Origin of the sequence: Leptolyngbya sp. DQ-M1 (assembly GCF_039962505.1) — a bacterium.
Taxonomy (GTDB): domain Bacteria; phylum Cyanobacteriota; class Cyanobacteriia; order Leptolyngbyales; family Leptolyngbyaceae; genus Leptolyngbya.
In genome coordinates, this window is the sequence record NZ_JAMPLJ010000001.1 from 1,050,615 (window position 1) to 1,067,467 (window position 16,853).

15 protein-coding genes are annotated in these 16,853 nt (G+C 50.4%); 7 read left to right on the forward strand and 8 right to left on the reverse strand.

Annotated features, from left to right (window positions below; all coding sequences use genetic code 11):
• Positions 1 to 362 precede the first annotated feature (362 nt).
• The 3 genes from NC981_RS05125 to NC981_RS05135 all read left to right on the forward strand — a co-directional run bounded on the left by NC981_RS05125 (position 363) and on the right by NC981_RS05135 (position 5,972).
• Positions 363 to 4,256 carry a PA14 domain-containing protein gene (locus tag NC981_RS05125; protein ID WP_348241798.1) on the forward strand — a complete coding sequence of 1,298 codons (3,894 nt, stop codon included), beginning with the start codon at positions 363 to 365 and terminating at the stop codon, positions 4,254 to 4,256.
• Positions 4,257 to 4,418: 162 nt separating this feature from the next.
• Positions 4,419 to 5,366, forward strand: a complete 948-nt coding sequence (locus tag NC981_RS05130) for an XdhC family protein (RefSeq protein WP_348241799.1) — start codon at positions 4,419 to 4,421, stop codon at positions 5,364 to 5,366.
• Positions 5,367 to 5,387: 21 nt separating this feature from the next.
• On the forward strand, positions 5,388 to 5,972 hold the full coding sequence (locus NC981_RS05135) for an L-threonylcarbamoyladenylate synthase (protein WP_348241800.1): 585 nt from the start codon (positions 5,388 to 5,390) through the stop codon (positions 5,970 to 5,972).
• Positions 5,973 to 6,245: 273 nt separating this feature from the next.
• Here the strand turns inward: NC981_RS05135 and NC981_RS05140 are convergent, their stop codons facing one another.
• A complete protein-coding gene (locus NC981_RS05140) occupies positions 6,246 to 6,458 on the reverse strand; it encodes a hypothetical protein (RefSeq protein WP_348241801.1) in 213 nt (70 codons plus the stop codon).
• 43 nt (positions 6,459 to 6,501) lie between these two features.
• Between NC981_RS05140 and NC981_RS05145 the strand changes: the two genes are divergently transcribed.
• A complete protein-coding gene (locus NC981_RS05145; RefSeq protein WP_348241802.1) occupies positions 6,502 to 7,281 on the forward strand; it encodes a DUF2993 domain-containing protein in 780 nt (259 codons plus the stop codon).
• A 37-nt stretch (positions 7,282 to 7,318) separates the two neighbouring features.
• Here NC981_RS05145 and pstB read toward each other — a convergent pair whose 3' ends face one another.
• The 4 genes from pstB to pstS all read right to left on the reverse strand — a co-directional run bounded on the left by pstB (position 7,319) and on the right by pstS (position 11,240).
• Positions 7,319 to 8,125 carry a phosphate ABC transporter ATP-binding protein PstB gene (pstB, locus tag NC981_RS05150; RefSeq protein WP_348241803.1) on the reverse strand — a complete coding sequence of 269 codons (807 nt, stop codon included), beginning with the start codon at positions 8,123 to 8,125 and terminating at the stop codon, positions 7,319 to 7,321.
• A gap of 41 nt (positions 8,126 to 8,166) precedes the next feature.
• Positions 8,167 to 9,042 (reverse strand): phosphate ABC transporter permease PstA, encoded by an 876-nt coding sequence (gene pstA, locus NC981_RS05155; RefSeq protein WP_348241804.1) that lies wholly within the window; start codon positions 9,040 to 9,042, stop codon positions 8,167 to 8,169.
• A 31-nt stretch (positions 9,043 to 9,073) separates the two neighbouring features.
• A complete protein-coding gene (gene pstC, locus NC981_RS05160; protein WP_348241805.1) occupies positions 9,074 to 10,030 on the reverse strand; it encodes a phosphate ABC transporter permease subunit PstC in 957 nt (318 codons plus the stop codon).
• A gap of 91 nt (positions 10,031 to 10,121) precedes the next feature.
• Positions 10,122 to 11,240 (reverse strand): phosphate ABC transporter substrate-binding protein PstS, encoded by a 1,119-nt coding sequence (gene pstS / locus NC981_RS05165; RefSeq protein WP_348241806.1) that lies wholly within the window; start codon positions 11,238 to 11,240, stop codon positions 10,122 to 10,124.
• Between the two features lie 517 nt (positions 11,241 to 11,757).
• Between pstS and NC981_RS05170 the strand changes: the two genes are divergently transcribed.
• The gene (locus tag NC981_RS05170) at positions 11,758 to 12,054 is read left to right on the forward strand and encodes an RNA-binding protein (RefSeq protein WP_190375499.1); all 297 of its coding nucleotides are present in this window, start codon (positions 11,758 to 11,760) and stop codon (positions 12,052 to 12,054) included.
• A gap of 64 nt (positions 12,055 to 12,118) precedes the next feature.
• Here NC981_RS05170 and NC981_RS05175 read toward each other — a convergent pair whose 3' ends face one another.
• Entirely contained in the window at positions 12,119 to 12,649 is a 531-nt protein-coding gene (locus NC981_RS05175) for a DUF937 domain-containing protein (RefSeq protein WP_190375500.1), read from the reverse strand.
• 145 nt (positions 12,650 to 12,794) lie between these two features.
• On the opposite strand from NC981_RS05175, the gene NC981_RS05180 reads away from it, so the two are divergent.
• Positions 12,795 to 14,390 carry a DUF697 domain-containing protein gene (locus NC981_RS05180; RefSeq protein WP_348241807.1) on the forward strand — a complete coding sequence of 532 codons (1,596 nt, stop codon included), beginning with the start codon at positions 12,795 to 12,797 and terminating at the stop codon, positions 14,388 to 14,390.
• A 1-nt stretch (position 14,391) separates the two neighbouring features.
• Here the strand turns inward: NC981_RS05180 and NC981_RS05185 are convergent, their stop codons facing one another.
• Positions 14,392 to 14,538 carry a hypothetical protein gene (locus NC981_RS05185; protein WP_348241808.1) on the reverse strand — a complete coding sequence of 49 codons (147 nt, stop codon included), beginning with the start codon at positions 14,536 to 14,538 and terminating at the stop codon, positions 14,392 to 14,394.
• Between the two features lie 125 nt (positions 14,539 to 14,663).
• On the opposite strand from NC981_RS05185, the gene NC981_RS05190 reads away from it, so the two are divergent.
• Positions 14,664 to 15,644, forward strand: a complete 981-nt coding sequence (locus NC981_RS05190; RefSeq protein WP_348241810.1) for an ABC transporter ATP-binding protein — start codon at positions 14,664 to 14,666, stop codon at positions 15,642 to 15,644.
• Here NC981_RS05190 and wecB read toward each other — a convergent pair.
• Entirely contained in the window at positions 15,641 to 16,768 is a 1,128-nt protein-coding gene (wecB, locus tag NC981_RS05195; RefSeq protein WP_348241811.1) for a UDP-N-acetylglucosamine 2-epimerase (non-hydrolyzing), read from the reverse strand. The genes NC981_RS05190 and wecB overlap by 4 nt on opposite strands.
• Between the last annotated feature and the right edge of the window lie 85 nt (positions 16,769 to 16,853).

A 16,853-nucleotide genomic window follows, 5' to 3' on the forward strand; every position in this document is an offset into this window, starting at 1 on the left:
GCATCAGAATAGCGCCTTAAGCTAGCATCTCCTCATCTACTGCATGGAGTCAGATTCTCAAGCAGGATTTGAAATCAGCGCCTACACCGCCAGCAATTACATCTGAACTGATGTTTTGCGAGTTAATTCGCAGCAATTACCTGAACGTGATTAACCTTTATCACAGTGCTTTAAGTCTGTGATGTCCGCAGGATGCGCGCTCAAGTATCTAGAGTGCGCCCAGGGTGATCGATGCCGCAACCTTACATCTTGTACATCTGCCGATTCAAGTCAGGTTGGGTCTTGCCTTACGATTTTTGGCGACCCCATTTTTAGTGTCAGGTTGACGCTTGCCCCCACCGTCGATTTTATGTTTAAGAAAAATGCAAAATTCTTCTAATGTCTTGAATGTTCTGAATTCAAGACATTCTTCCCTGTTTGATCCTACCCCGTTTAACCTAACTAATTCAACCAGTTCGCAGACACTCCGGGCAGCGCAGCCAGAGAGCTTGCCCGATCGCCTGGTTTTTATCGATTCCTCGGTTGAACACTTTCAAAGTTTTGCCCAAAGCGCGATCGCGGGTACAAAAGTTGTGCTGCTTGATCCCGGCAGCGATGGAGTTGATCAAATTAGCAAAGTTCTCGCAGAATATCGAGACATTGCCAGCATTCACATTCTGTCTCACGGCAGCATCGGTAGCCTCACTCTCGGCAGCGCAACACTCGATCTCGGCTCGATCTCTCACTACCGTAATCAACTCCAAACCTGGTCAGATGCGCTCTCTGCTGATGCAGATTTGTTGCTGTACGGCTGTAACGTTGCGGCTGACAATTCCACGCTCATCACCCAACTCAGTGAAATTACGGGAGCAGATGTTGCAGGTTCAGTTGATATCACAGGCAATCTTGCCCAAGGTGGCAACTGGATACTCGAAGCAGCAACAGGTGCGATCGAGTCCACCTTACCGTTTGAGCGCGATCGGCTTGCCTCCTATACAGGCGTGCTTGCCGAGGGGAACGGTCTACGGGGTGAATACTTCGACAACCTCGACTTCACGAATTCAAGACTAACCCGCACCGATAGCACCGTAAACTTCAACTGGGGGAACGGCTCACCCGATGCTGGCATCGGTGCAGATACCTTCTCAGTTCGTTGGACAGGTCAACTGCTTGCCCCCACCACCGGAGCCTATCAGTTCTTTACCACGACGGACGATGGAGTACGGCTGTTCATCAATGGACAGCAGGTGATCAACAGCTTCGTTAATCAACCTGCAACTGAGCGCACCGGCACGATAAACCTGGTTGCCGGGCAGCGATACGACGTTCGTATGGAGTATTTCGAGAACGGAGGACAAGCGGTTGCACAACTCGCTTGGGCGGCTCCAGGGATCACAAAGCAAGTCGTCCCCACAACTCAACTGTTTAGCACTGCGCCCCCACCCCTCGCACCTGAGAACGGTCTACGGGGTGAATACTTCGACAACCTCGACTTCACGAATTCAAGACTAACCCGCACCGATAGCACCGTAAACTTCAACTGGGGGAACGGCTCACCCGATGCTGGCATCGGTGCAGATACCTTCTCAGTTCGTTGGACAGGTCAACTGCTTGCCCCCACCACCGGAGCCTATCAGTTCTTTACCACGACGGACGATGGAGTACGGCTGTTCATCAATGGACAGCAGGTGATCAACAGCTTCGTTAATCAACCTGCAACTGAGCGCACCGGCACGATAAACCTGGTTGCCGGGCAGCGATACGACGTTCGTATGGAGTATTTCGAGAACGGAGGACAAGCGGTTGCACAACTCGCTTGGGCGGCTCCAGGGATCACAAAGCAAGTCGTCCCCACAACTCAACTGTTTAACAGTAGCACCCCAGGTACTCCGCCACCGCCACCCACGGGTACGGGTAATGGTCTACGCGGTGAATACTTTGACAACATCGACTTCACAGCCTTTAAATTTGCTCGGACTGATGCAAACGTGAACTTTAACTGGGCAAGGAGTTCACCGGATTCGAGCATTGCTCCTGATACCTTTTCGGTTCGCTGGACGGGTCAGGTTCAGCCTCTCTACAGCGATACCTACACCTTCTTCACCACCACCGATGATGGGATACGGCTGTTTGTAGATGGGCAACTGGTCATTAACAACTTTGCGGATCAACCTGCAACTGAACGCAGAGGCACGATCGCACTGCAAGCCGGACAGCGATATGACATTCGCATGGAATACTATGAAAACGGTCTCGATGCCTTGGCGCAACTTGGTTGGTTTAGTGCCAATCAAGCTCGTCAACTCATTCCGCAATCGCAGCTTTACAGCAACAGCTTCTCGGCAAATCCGGGAACGATCGTCATTGGAACGAATAGCGTCAGCGTCAACGAAAATGCAGGCACGGCATCGATTCGCGTCGATCGAGTCGGCGGTAGCGATGGAGCTGCAACCGTCCGCTACACTACCGGAGAAGGAAGCGCCAAAGCAGGGACAGACTTCACTGCCACTGTAGGTCAACTCACCTTTGCAGCAGGCGAAACCAGCAAAACAGTGACGATTCCAATTCTGGATGACGGCATCGCAGAAGTCACCGAAGATTTTGGCTTTGGGTTGGGAGAAACCACGGGCGCAGCCTTGGGTATCAACCGCACGGCATTGATTACCGTGATCGATAATGATTCGCCGTCTAGCTATACCTTTAGTGCTGCGGTCTACAACATCAACGAGAACGCTGGATCGGCAACGATCACGGTTCGACGCAATGGAAATACCGCCCTCGCCGGCAGCATTAACTATGCCACCAGTAATGACACTGCAACGGCTGGTTCAGACTACACCGCCGCTTCTGGTATCCTCACTTTTGCTACCGGAGAAACCAGCAAGACCTTCACGATCGCGCTCAGAGATGACGCAGAGGGCGAGCGCAACGAAACCGTCAATGTCACCTTGAGCAATCCGAGCGGGGGTAGTTTAGGCACTCAGCCAACCGCAACGCTGTCGATCGCAGACAATGATTTCGGTAATATCAGTCGTCAAGCAGTAATTTCGGGACTCTTGCAGCCGACTGCGTTCGATTGGACACCAGGCGGTGAGTATATGTTCATCGCTCAGAAAAATGGCGTAGTGCGAGTCACTCGCAATGGAGTGTTGCAACAAACGCCAGTCGTCGACATCTCTGAGATCGTCAATAGTCCCCGCGATCGTGGTTTGCTCGGTTTAGCGGTGCATCCGCAATTCTTCAATAGCAATCCGTATGTCTACTTGCTGTATTCGTATGACCCGCCTGAGACGCGCAGTGCTTCTGGCTTGGCGGCTCGTGATGGCGTAGGCAACCGTACCGCGCGATTAGGACGATTTACCGCAACGATTACCAACGGAGTGGTGTCGATCAATCCGGGCAGCGAAGTGGTGATTCTTGGTAAAAACAGTCTTTGGCAGTACATCAGCCGACCAGACTTGAACAGCACCAACGACTTCAGCATCCCTGAATCGGGTAAAGACGCGAATGGCAACTACGTTCAGGACTTCCTGATTATCGATAGTGAATCCCATACAGTCGGAACAGTGAAGTTTGGTACGGATGGCTACTTGTATGTGAGTAACGGCGATGGGGCTTCATATAATGCAGTTGATCCAAGAGCATTCCGCAGCTTAACGCTCGACAACTTATCTGGTAAGATTCTGCGGATCGATCCGATTACAGGTAATGCGCCGTCCTCGAATCCGTTCTTTGATGGCAATCCGCAAAGCAACCGATCGAAGATCTGGCAATACGGCTTGAGAAATCCGTTCCGCTTTACGATTAACCGAGATAACGGACAACCTTACATCGGCGAGGTCGGGTGGTCGCAGTGGGAAGAAGTCAACACCGGACGGGCTGGCGCAAACTTCGGCTGGGTGGCATATGAAGGCAACTTCAGAACAGGCGGTTATGACAGACTGCCCAATGTCCAAGCATTTTATAGCAGCGGTCAAACGGTGACGAATCCGATTTATAGCTATCGTCACGATGGCGGTGGTGGTAATGCGATCAATGTTGGTGACTTCTACACCGGAAGCACTTTCCCTGCGGTCTATGACGGTAATCTATTCATCACCGATATGAGCCGGGGCACTGTGGATGCGTTGATCTTCGATGAAACAGGCACATTTGTTGGTCAGCGACGCTTTGACGAGGGTTTGTTTGGCTTGACGCAAATCAAAACCGGGACTGACGGCAACCTATATTATTCCAGCTTGGTCACGGGTGAGGTTGGACGCTGGCGACCTGTATAGCTTGGACTAATCATCACGCAAGACAGGGTTGATTAGCTTGCAGCCCTGTCTTGCGTTGGAGACTCACGTTAAGCAGAATGAGACGATCGACGCATCCCAGTAGGTCTAGAAGAAGCACAGAGATTCTCATTTACAATCAGGTCATGTCCGCTCAGTTGGGTCATGCTTAATTGTTATCGTCAACTGTTAGAAAAAATGCCTGCGGTGCTGGCAACCGTGATGCAAGTCCAAGGCTCTGTACCGCGTGAAGTCGGCGCGAAAATGATCATTACCGAAACCGAAATTTTTGGCACGATCGGGGGTGGAGCCGGAGAAGCAAAAGTCATTCAGAAAGCTCGGAAGGTGCTGCAAACTGGAGAAAAGCAATGGGTAGAAATTGACCTCACAGGCGCATTGCAACGGGACACGCAAGGGATTTGCGGCGGAATAATGCGCGTCTGGCTGGAGCGCTGGGAGAGCGATCGCTATCTTGCTCTCACTCAGCAAATCCTGACCCAACTCGAATCTGGACAATCGGTGTCGATCGTGACTCCTTTCGCTCCACATCAGTCTCCTTATCTCTCAGAAGACTGTCTCGATGAAGCATTCATTGAGATCATTGAGCCATCCCCAACATTACTAATTGTCGGAGCAGGACACTGCGGGATTCAATTGGCGAAGGTTGCCGATTTAATTGGATTTCAAGTGATAGTTCAAGACGATCGTTCAGAATGGGCAAATGCCAATCTCTACCCCAATGCCGAGGTTTTTAACTGTCCGATCGCTGATGCTGTCGCTCAACTTGCAACACATACAGAACTTTATGCAGCGCTGGTTACTCGCGGGTATCAGTATGATTTAGCTGCCCTCCAAGCATTACTTGATCGTACTTTGCCTTGTCGTTATCTTGGAATGATTGGCAGCGAAAAGCGGGTAAAACAGGTTTTTCGAGCGATCGAGAAAGCCGGAATTTCACCGGAGAAACTTCGATCGATCTACGCGCCGATCGGGTTAGATATTGGTGCATTAACACCGGAAGAAATCGCCGTGAGCATCAGTGCAGAACTCATTTTAGTCAGACGTGGGGGAACAGGTCGATCGCTCTCGCAATCGTTGAGAATGATAAACTGAGAGCCTTAATTTGAATTACCTATGCCACAAGTTGAATTCAAAACATTAGTAACTTCAGTTCGAGGTGGAACACATCTTGCAAGTTTTCCGACCGACACTGTTCCTGCATTAGCCGCAAGACCCGATCGAGCCGAGCTAATCTATGTCGCTAAACAACGTAGCCTTGATAAGCCTTTGATTTTGATGGCAAGTGAAATCGAAGAACTTTGGAACTATGTAAAAGGCAGCGATCGAGAATTAGAAATCTGGAATTCGATCGCACAAAAATATCTACCGGGTGCATTAACTCTGGTTCTTCCAGCAAACGATCGCGTTCCTGCGGCGATGAATCCGAGTGATCCGACAACAATCGGCGTTCGAGTTCCGAATCATACGATCGCACGGCAAATTCTCGCCCAGACTGGAGCGTTGGCAACCACCAGCGCCAATCGATCTGGGCAACCTGCATTACTGTCGATGAGTGCGATCGCAGCAGAGTTTCTGGAGGTGTTAGTGTTAGATGCCCAGTCTGAAGAAATGGCTTCGGGTACTCCTTCAACGGTGGCAAAATGGACGAGCGAGGGATGGAAGATTCTGCGGCAAGGTGCGATCGATCTGCAAGCCTAACTTGACGTGAGTTCGACAGACAGAATTCGCTTCGATGCTGAATCCGGGTTGCCCCCTAAATTCCCTATGAATGCTACCGTGTACACACAAGTTGTAGCTCGCTGCGTTTGAGTCGACTTCAGCCCCCTAAATCCCCCATGAATGGGGGACTTTGAATAAAAGAAGTGGGCTTGAAGTCCCCCATTCATGGGGGATTTAGGGGGCAAGCAGTCGCTCAAACCGCAGCGAGAAAACTCGTCGAACTTACGTTAACTTGACATACTCACTGCTCCTTCAAGGCAACAATTCTTGACGGAACAGTTTGATACGGCTAATCGCGCGGATTATAAACTCAACGACGGGGTTTGCAGACTCGATGACGAGATTCGCAGACTCAACGACGAGATTCACAAACTCAACGACGAGATTCACAAACTCAACGACGAGATTCGCAGACTCAACGACGAGATTTTCAGGCTTGATGCAGCTATTAGCAGTATCAAGCACATCAAGTATCAATTAAGTATCAAGAATTGCGAGTTACCCGGATATGGACTTCTTCACCATCTTGCTCTCAAGCTTACTCGGCATCCTTTCCCCAACTGGAATCGTAGTCGATCGCGTCGCCGAAACCCAAATCCGCAAACAACTCGTTGCCGCAGAACAGCTTCAGGTGCGAGTCGATAATGCTCCGAGTTACCAAATTATTCAAGGTCGCGCCAATCTCGTTCGCATTGCTGGACGAGGACTTTTCCCAATTCAGGAATTCCGCATCGATACGTTAGAAGCCGAAACCGATCCGATCTCGCTACAACTCAGAAGCCGTAAACTTGCAAAACCGTTGCAAGCAGGTGTTCGCGTGGTTCTCACCCAAGCAGATATCGATCGCGCTTTACGATCGCCCTTTGTCACCGCTCGGCTCCGCAATCTCGGACTTCAGCTCCTGCGGCGACAAGCAAGACAGATCGAGCGTTACGACTTCCTCAATCCCCAACTGACCCTACTGCCACAAAACCGAATCCGGTTTCAAATTGAACTCCAAGAGCAAGGCGATCCTGCGAAGCTTAAAATCGTCGCCGAAGCCGAACCGCAAATCGTTTCAGGTCGATCGCTGCAACTAAACAATCTCAAAGTCTGGGCAAACAATCAACCGAGTCCCGAACCTGTGACCCGCGCCATCGAAGCTCTAATTCGCGATCGTACCGATTTACGCCAGCTCGAAGCCTCAAACATTACCGCCCGCATTCTCAACCTGAAGCTCGAATCCTCTCGGTTAGAGGTTGCCAGCTTTGTGCAGATTCGCAACCCGCAAAAAAAAGAAGCAAGATAAACCTTGCTCCCTCCTCTCAGCCTGTCAAACCTGTGATTTAGCCAAAACGACCGCTGACATAAGCTTGAGTCGCTTGTTCTTGCGGATTTTGGAAAATTCGCTCCGTGCGCTCGTATTCCACAATGTATCCGGTTCTTTGTCCTTTCGAGTTCGCTTCTACGTTGAAAAATGCGGTGTAATCTGATGCACGAGACGCTTGCTGCATATTGTGCGTCACAATCACGATCGTATATTTCTCTTTCAACTCTTGCAGCAAATCTTCAACCTTTAGCGTCGAAATCGGGTCAAGTGCCGAACAAGGTTCGTCCATCAAAATCACTTCAGGCTGCACCGCGATCGCCCGCGCAATACACAATCGCTGCTGCTGACCTCCAGACAAGTCGGTTCCATAAGCCTTGAGCTTATCTTTTACATCGTCCCAGAGTGCCGCCTGCTTGAGCGATCGTTCCACCAACTCATCCATATCGCCCTTGAACCCAAGCAACCGAGGCCCAAACGCAATATTGTCATAAATGGTTTTGGGAAATGGGTTCGGCTTTTGGAACACCATGCCAATCTGCCGCCGCACTTCGACCGGATCAACCTCAGGCGCATAGAGATCTTGATTGTGATAATAAATCTTGCCGTCGGTGCGGAACGAATTGATCAAATCATTTAATCGATTGAAGCAGCGAATCACCGTACTCTTACCGCAGCCCGAAGGCCCAATAAAAGCGGTGACAGCGTTTTTGGGGATCTCGATCGACACATCTCGCACCGCCAAAAAGTCGCCGTAGTAGATGTTAAGGTTTTCAGTGCGAAAGACGCTTTCGGTTTGACGAACGTCCTGAACTCTAGAAGTCATAAAGTGAATAGAGGAATAAGGGATCGAAGCGGTAAAAAGACTTATCGACGTTTAATCACCATGCGCGACAAAATGCTTGTGATCAAAACCAACAAAACTAAGACTAATGAGCCTGCCCAAGCAAGCTCTTGTTGCGCTTTAAACGGAGACGTAGCAAAGTCAAACACTAACCGCGACATCGTTGCCGTCGGTTGCCACAAGGTTGTATTCCAGAATCGGTTGAAAGAAGCCGTGAACAGCACCGGAGCCGTTTCACCCGCAGCCCGTGCCAATGCTAGCAAAATTCCGGTGACGATCGCCGGAGTCGCTGACGGCAGAACAATCTTCAAAGTCGTTTGCAGCCGAGTCGAACCCAGTCCGATCGCCGCTTGACGATACTCATTTGGCACAGCTTCCAGCGCCTCGGCTGCGGTTCTGACGATCGTCGGCAACATCAACACCGCCAGCGCAAACCCACCTGCCACCGCCGAGAATGTCCCCGTCCGCAGCACCACAACCGCATACGCAAACGCCCCAATGACGATCGACGGCACACCGCTCAAGACGTTCGTTAAGAAGTTCACGGTCTCCGCTAGCTTCGTGTCTCGTCCAAACTCAGACAAGTAAATTGCCCCAATAATTCCAAACGGAATTGCCATCAATGAGGCGATGCCAACGGTCAACAACGTTCCCAAGAACGCATTGCCGAATCCTCCACCTGCCAGTCCGGGAGCCGGAGGCAGTTCCAAAAAGACGCTAGGCGTGAGTCGAGAAGCGCCGTTAATCAGCACATAAATCATCACCGCCGCTAGCGGAATCAGTGCCAACCCTGCACAGAGAAACGCCACAACGGTCATGGCGGAAGAAAACAAGGTTCGGGGAGAACCGGGCGATCGTTTTAAGCTGCGCCCTGATGTCGCAAATTCTGGAGAATCCATACAAGTTCTTATCTCAATTTGATCGTAGCGCCTAAAGCTTCATGCTGAATCGGCGAACGACAATTTCCGCTAACACATTTACAACCAGCGTTAAGGCAAACAAAATCAGCGCGGCATACATCAATGATGCCACTTGCAGCCCACTCGCTTCCGCAAATTGGTTCGCTAACAGCGAAGCCACCGTCGAACCTTGAGACAAAATCGAGAGCGATCGGATCGAATCGACGTTACCAATCACCATCGTCACTGCCATCGTCTCACCCATTGCCCGACCGAGTGCCAACATAATGCCACCGACAATTCCAGAAAACGCGGCGGGCAACAAGACTCTAAAAATTGTCTCCCATCGAGTTGCACCTAATCCATAAGCAGCTTGGCGCAATTCAGATGGAACCGCCACGAGCGCATCCCGCGAAATTGCTGCAATAATCGGCAAAATCATGATTGCCAAAATAATTCCTGCTGCATAGATTCCAGGCCCTGCAGGAGCCGTACTGAAGATCGGAATCCAGCCCAGCGTCGAATTCAACCATATTCCAAACGGGCGTAGCACCGGGATCAGCACGAAAATGCCCCACAATCCGTATACCACGCTCGGAATTGCTGCCAGCAGTTCAACCATAAAGACGATCGGCTGCTTTACACGCGGCGGCAAAAAGTCTTCGCTCAAAAATAGCGCCACTCCAATGCCAACAGGCACCGCCAGTAACAGTGCCAAAAACGAAGTCACCAGCGTTCCATAAATCTGAGTCAGTGCGCCAAACACTTCATCATTGACGCTCCATCGGCTCGTAACGAGAAACGCAAGCCCAAATTTCTGAATTGCCGGGAGCGCATCCGTTCCGACTCGACCTGCGATCGCTAATAACAACACCCCAACGCCAACCGCAAATGCAGCCGTCAACCAAATAAATCCGTTATCGATCAAGCGAGACGCAGGTGTACGTCTCCAAGACATTCGCGATGATCGCTCCGCAGGCGCAGCCATAAAAACCGTTTTACAGAAAGTGATAAAAACAATACCACGCGATCGTGCACTGGCTAGAGAGCCATTTGTTCTCTCTAGCCAATCACCGCAACTACTTCGTTGCCGCAACCTTGATTGAATCTAATGCGGAAGCCGCCTTTGTCGACACATCTTCCGGCAGAGGAATGAACCCTAATTCATTCGTAAAGGCTTTGCCGTCTGTGTAAGCCCATCTGATGAAATCGTTAAACGCCTTTGCTTTAGCGGGGTCTTTCGGATTTTCGTACAGCAGCAGGTAAGTCAAGCCGGCGATCGGGTAGGCATCTTTGCCCTCTGGATCAGGAACCTTCATCGCAAAGTCAGCCGGAACGCTCGCGCCGGAGAATGCTTTAGCCGCAGCTTCAGGAGTCGGGGCAATGAATGCACCCGATTTGTTCTGCAAACTCGCAGCCGCCACATTATTTTGCTTTGCAAAAGAATACTCAATATATCCAACCGCGCCCGGGGTCTGCTGAATCTGAGCAGTCACACCCTCATTGCCTTTACCGCCAGTTCCGGTCGGCCACTCCACGGACTTACCTGAACCTGCTTTCCAATTCGGGCAGGCTTTGGCAACGTGCGAGGTGAAAATTGCTGTTGTGCCACTGCCGTCAGAGCGGTGAACAAAGGTCAGCGGCTGACTGGGAGCATTCGGGTTATCTTTTTTGATTTTCGGGTCGTCCCAAGATTTGATCGAGCCATCGACAATGCCGCAGAGCGCTTCGCGCGACAGCTTCAGATCCGCCAGCCCAGGCACGTTGTATCCCATGACGATAAACAACCCTGTCGAGGGAACCTGAACCGCTTTGCCGCGCTCCGCCGGAACTTTGGTTCGATCCTCGTCTTTCAGCGGATCGTCAGAGGCTCCAAAATCAACGGTTTGATCGATGAACCGCTTCACGCCTGCACCGCTACCCACAGAGTCATAGCTGATTTGGACACCTGGGTTTTGCTTGTTATATTCCTGGAACCAGCGTTGGTACAGCAGACTCGGAGCCGTCGCTCCCGCTCCGTTGATCGAGACTGCTGCTCCTGCATTGGGAGCCGAAGCAGTTGGAGCAGTGGGACTGCTGCCCGTAGCGCCCTGAGGTGTGGTCGTAGTTTGAGGGGAACAAGCTGCTACGCCCATCATCAGGGCTGCAATCGAGGAGAAAGACAGACCCAAACGGATTCTTTGTTGAAAAAACGCCATAAAAATAAAACGCAAGGCAACGTATGTAGGTATTCTCACAGAGTACACCTACAGACTTAAGGCGAGGTTAAGAAAAGAAGTTTTCTCTCCTAACCTAGCTGATTGTTGCCTGCGCTACAGACAGAAGCGAGAGATTCTTAAAAAATTTCGAATCTTACTCGTTCCTGCTAAACTCGCTCGTTCTAGAACAGCGCACTAGCACCGATTCCTATCTTCTAGGTTCGCTAACTCTGTAACGTTTTGTCAACTTTCTGAGAAAAAATCTTTCAATTCTTACCATTGAAAACGTTTCATCAGGAATTACACGGATGCTTCGATAGAAATTTGCAGGGCAAATGATAGAAATTCCTGTTTTTACAGGTAGACGAATGGCAGTAACTGTGCTTCTCAATTCAGAATGAGTCTAGTATAATACTCTCAAAACAAGAGTTCGGCGACGGCTGTTGGGTTGCATTGATGTTCTGCTCGATCGGCTTTCTCCGAGTTCGCCCCTCACAAGAATGGTTTGGAGAGTAACGTGACTATTTATATTGGAAACTTGTCCTTCCAGGCAACCGAAGAGGATCTCAAAGAAGTGTTTGCTGAGTACGGCACAGTTAGCCGAGTGAGCCTTCCGACAGACCGAGAAACGGGCAGAAAACGGGGATTCGCTTTTGTCGAGATGGCAGAAGATGCTCAAGAAGATGCGGCGATCGCTGAGTTAGACGGTGCAGAATGGCTGGGTCGAGAACTTAAAGTGAATAAAGCGAAGCCGCGAGAGTCGCGGGCAGGCGCAGCCGGGGGTGGCAAGAGCTTTAGCAAAAACAATTACTAAGGAAGTATGAAGGCGGACAGGATCTTGAACCTGTCCGCTTTCTTGCTTTCTGGGTGACTAGCGTTTAGCGTTGACCCAAGAATCGCCCAGCCATGCCCATGACATCACCGACATCGACATCGCCATCGCGATCGGCATCGAGAAAGGTATTCAGCACTGGGTTTCCACCGCCCGATTGAGCGCCCTGCTGCATCGAGCCGCTTTGCAGGAGATTGAGAACTAGCGGCACAAGCACGGGCAGCATTGACTGAATCATGCCTGGGTTCAGTCCAGTCTGTTGTGCAATATTTTCAGACACCTGCTGCTGGGCGGCTCCTGGGAAGAGCGTGTTAACGGCTTGAGGATTACTGCCGAGTCCCGCAAATTGACTGACCAAGTTTTGCACCTGAGCATTGCCTTGAGTGGCTTGCGTTTGCTGCAAGGACGATCGCACATGCCCACCAAGCAACGACATTACCGTTTGGGTGAGATTTGGATCGAGTCCTTGGTTGCCTGCGACTTGCTGAGCAACACCTAAAATGCTGCCGAGTTGGTTAGTAGAGGCTTGCTGCTGGGGATTAGAGACAGCGCTGACGATTTGATCAAAAAGACTCATGGTTTTTGCGTTTTAGAATTTTGAGAGTATCGACGTTTTGACGATAGAAAATCTTGCTCAGAAATTCAACTGACGATCGTTCAGGTTGCTTATCGATAAGAGGCAGATCCGCCACAATAGAGAAAAGTCGCTCTAAGTAAAAGTCATGCGCCTATCTCGACTGATTACGCTGGTTGTCGGTATTGCGGTGATCCTGGGACTGGTGATCTGGCTAATCGACTCGATCACGCGATTAAGTTGGGCGATCGCAAATCCATTTCTGGCGAATTTGGTAATTTTTCTGGTAATTGTGCTGCTGGCGGTTTTGATCGCAGCCTTTACCTATTATTTTTTCTGGTTGCCAAATCAAACCAAACGCCGCAGACGGGCAATTCCCAAAGTTTCAGAAGTCAAAACAGAAGCGGCACAAGAGAATTTACAAGCAGTTCGGCAGCAGGTCGCGCAGATTCAGGATGAGATTGCACGACGAGAATTGATGTTGCGATCGAAGCTGATTGAACAAGATTTAGCGCGAGGGGAATTTCGGCTTGTGGTGTTTGGAACGGGATCAGCCGGGAAAACTTCCCTGATTAATGCGCTCATGGGGCAGATTGTCGGGGAAGTGGGCGCACCGATGGGCACAACGGAAGCAGGCGCAACGCATCGATTGAAGTTAAGCGGAGTCGATCGAGAGATCATCATCACGGACACGCCTGGAATTTTAGAGGTGGGAGTCGTGGGAACCGAGCGTGAAACGCTCGCGCGACGATTGGCAACTGAAGCAGATTTAGTTCTGTTTGTGCTGGATAACGACTTGCGGCAGTCGGAGTATGAACCCTTGCAAGCATTAACCCAGATTGGGAAGCGATCGATCCTGGTTCTCAACAAAGCAGATCTCTACACCGAGGAAGATTTAGAGGCAATTTTGGCGCGGTTACGGCAGCGAGTACGCGGGACGGTAGCATTCGAGGATGTTGTGGCGATCGCGGCAAATCCTCCAGCGATGCGGACTGAAACCGGAGAGTGGCTCTATCCTGACCCAGAAATGACAGCGCTGATCGATCGCATTGCCCAGATTCTACGCACTGAAGGCGAAGATCTGCTGGCGGACAATATTCTGATTCAGTCGCAGCGTTTAGGCGAAGAAGCACGGCGATTGATTGATGAGCAACGACGCAGACAAGCAGAGAAATTAGTCGATCGCTATCAGTGGATCGGAGCCGGGGTGATTGCTGCGACCCCAATCCCAATCATTGATTTGCTGGCAACAGCGGCGGTAAATGCTCAGATGGTAGTTGAAATTGGGCGAATTTATGGGTGTGAGATTACGACTGGCCATGCGCGGGAGATGGCGATTTCACTTGCAAAAACGCTGGTGGGATTGGGAATTGTTCGAGGTGCGATCGAGGTTGTGACCACTGCGATGCAATTCAGTGTTGCAGGCTTCATTGCCGGTCGAGCCATTCAAGGGGTGAGCGCTGCCTATCTAACGCGCATTGCAGGTCGGAGCTTTATCGAATATTTCCGCAATGATCAGAACTGGGGCGATGGTGGCATCTCAGAAGTAGTGCAGAAGCAGTTCCACCTCAATCGACGCGATGAATTTATCAAAGCGTTTATGCAAGAGGCAGTGACGCGAGTGATTCGACCGTTGCAGCTTGAGATGAAAGCAGAAGCGCCAGAACCTTTAGAAGAATTAAGAATGCCAGAATACGAGGAAATTCCGCGATCGTCCGAAGATACGATCGACGATTGGAGATGATTTAGAAAAAGAACGGCGGAATTACTTCGATCGGAGCCGGAAGCATTTCCCCGCGAAAATCGAGCAATTGAACCAGCAACAAGTAACCCACACCCAGTACCAGAGAGATAATTCCGGTCAGCACTGCAACAAATTTTGAACGAGTCATAAACGAGGAAAGATACGCTTCTAACCAAAGTTTACAAAATTTCGCGGAGGGACGATCGCAAAGATTACTGCGGCGGGAATGATAGGAGGTGATTAAATGGCTACTCAGTAGAGCTTGGAGTACCTATGGATTCTGCTGTTGCAACTCGCCTTCAACTTCCGGTCATTGAACGTTTGATCGCGCTTCAAACCTACGAACTCGGTAAAATCTACCGCACTGGGTTCTGGATGAATAAGAAGGTGCCTTCTCTGAACTCCGTCAGTCTCACCGTATACGAGGGTGAAACATTTGGGTTGCTCGGACAGAATGGAGCCGGAAAAACAACCTTGCTCAAAACGCTATTGGGAATTGTGCGTCCCTCATCAGGGCGGGCCACTGTGTTAGGCGCTTCTCTTGGCGATCGCACCGTGAAGCAACGCATCGGCTATCTCCCCGAAAATCCCTATTTTTATGACTATCTCACAGGCTGGGAGGTGCTGAATTTCGCTGGAGATTTATTTGGAATTGAGCGATCGCAACAGCGCAAACGAATTCCTGAACTGCTCGATCTTGTCGGTTTAGCTCAGTCTGCTGCGAAGAAAAAACAATTGCGGCAATACTCAAAAGGAATGCTGCAACGCATTGGAATGGCGCAAGCGTTGATCAACAATCCAGATTTGGTGTTTCTGGACGAGCCGATGTCAGGACTCGATCCGCTGGGACGTTACCAAATGCGTGAGATTATTTTGTCGCTTAAATCACAGGGCAAAACAATTTTCTTTAACAGCCATGTGCTGTCGGATGTGGAGAAGATTTGCGATCGCGTGGCGCTGCTGGCAAAAGGCGAACTGATTGCGATCGGCTCGATGCAAGAGCTTCTTGGAACGGCTGAGCAGTATCACGTTTCGGTCAAAGGCGGAAAACCAGAAATGCTGCATCAATGGATTCCAGATTTGGAACTTCAAGATGGACTATGGACAGGACACCTTCAGGGCGAACCTCAAGATTTCTTAGGCAGCTTGCGCTTGATGAATGGGCAATTGATTTCAATCGATCTGGCGCGTCCTTCGCTTGAAGAATTTTTTGTGAATCAGATAAGAGCGCGGGGAATTCAGGCAAGTAGCTAAGCTTCAGTCGCTCCTGACAAGTACCGTTCTACAATCTGAACAATTCTTTCAGAAGCCAAACCATCTCCGAACGGGCTGACAGCATTTGCCATCGTTTGATAAGCGATCGAACTACTCAACAGTTCACCCGCTTCTTTCAAAATATTGTCCGCGTTTGTTCCAATCAACTTAGCAGTCCCCGCCATGATTGCCTCTGGTCGCTCGGTTGTCTCCCGCAGCACCAAAACAGGCTTACCTAAACTCGGTGCTTCTTCTTGAATTCCACCCGAATCCGTGAGCAATAAATAACATCGCTGCATCGCGCCGACCAGGTCTGTATAGTCAAGCGGCTCCGTTAAAAACACTCGTGGGTGATCACCGAGAATTGCGGTTAACGGTTCTCGAACAGTCGGATTGCGGTGCAACGGCAGCAGCAGCGCCGTATCTTCAAACTGAGTTAGAACTTTGAGAAACCCTTGAGCAATATCTTCGAGCGGTTGTCCCCAGTTTTCACGACGATGCACCGTTGCCAAAATCGTGCGGTACTTCGACCAATCCAACCCCGGAATCTCGCAAGGAGGATGTCGATCGGCAACCGTTAACAGCGCGTCGATCACCGTATTTCCGGTTTGATGAATCTCACCCAACACCCCCGATCGCTGTAAATTTTCCACGGAAAGCGAGGTTGGTGCAAAATGAAGCTGAGCGATTTGCGAAACTAATCGTCGATTTGCCTCTTCCGGATATGGATTAAAAATATTCTCCGTTCGCAATCCTGCTTCAACGTGAGCGATCGGGATTTTTTGATAAAACGCTGCCAGTGCTGCCGCAAATGCGGTCGTCGTATCTCCCTGCACTAAAACCATTCGCGGCTGAAGCTTTTGAAATAACTCTTCTAATCCCCGCAGTGCCCAACAGGTAATATCTGTCAGCGTTTGCTTTGGCTGCATGATCGCCAGATCGTGCTGTGCAGACAAATCGAACAATTGCATCACCTGATCCACCATCTCGCGATGCTGACCCGTCAGAACGACCTGCGTATCAAACACAGGCGATCGCCCAAACGCTTGAATTACCGGAGCCATCTTGATTGCTTCGGGGCGCGTTCCCACAATCACACAGATCGGAATCGGTAACTTTAGCATGGGAACTCACTCAACTCAGCAAAACTTTACTTAGCGGCATTCGACTTAGATAGGGCTTAAAGAGATAAGACTTAAGAATCCGGAG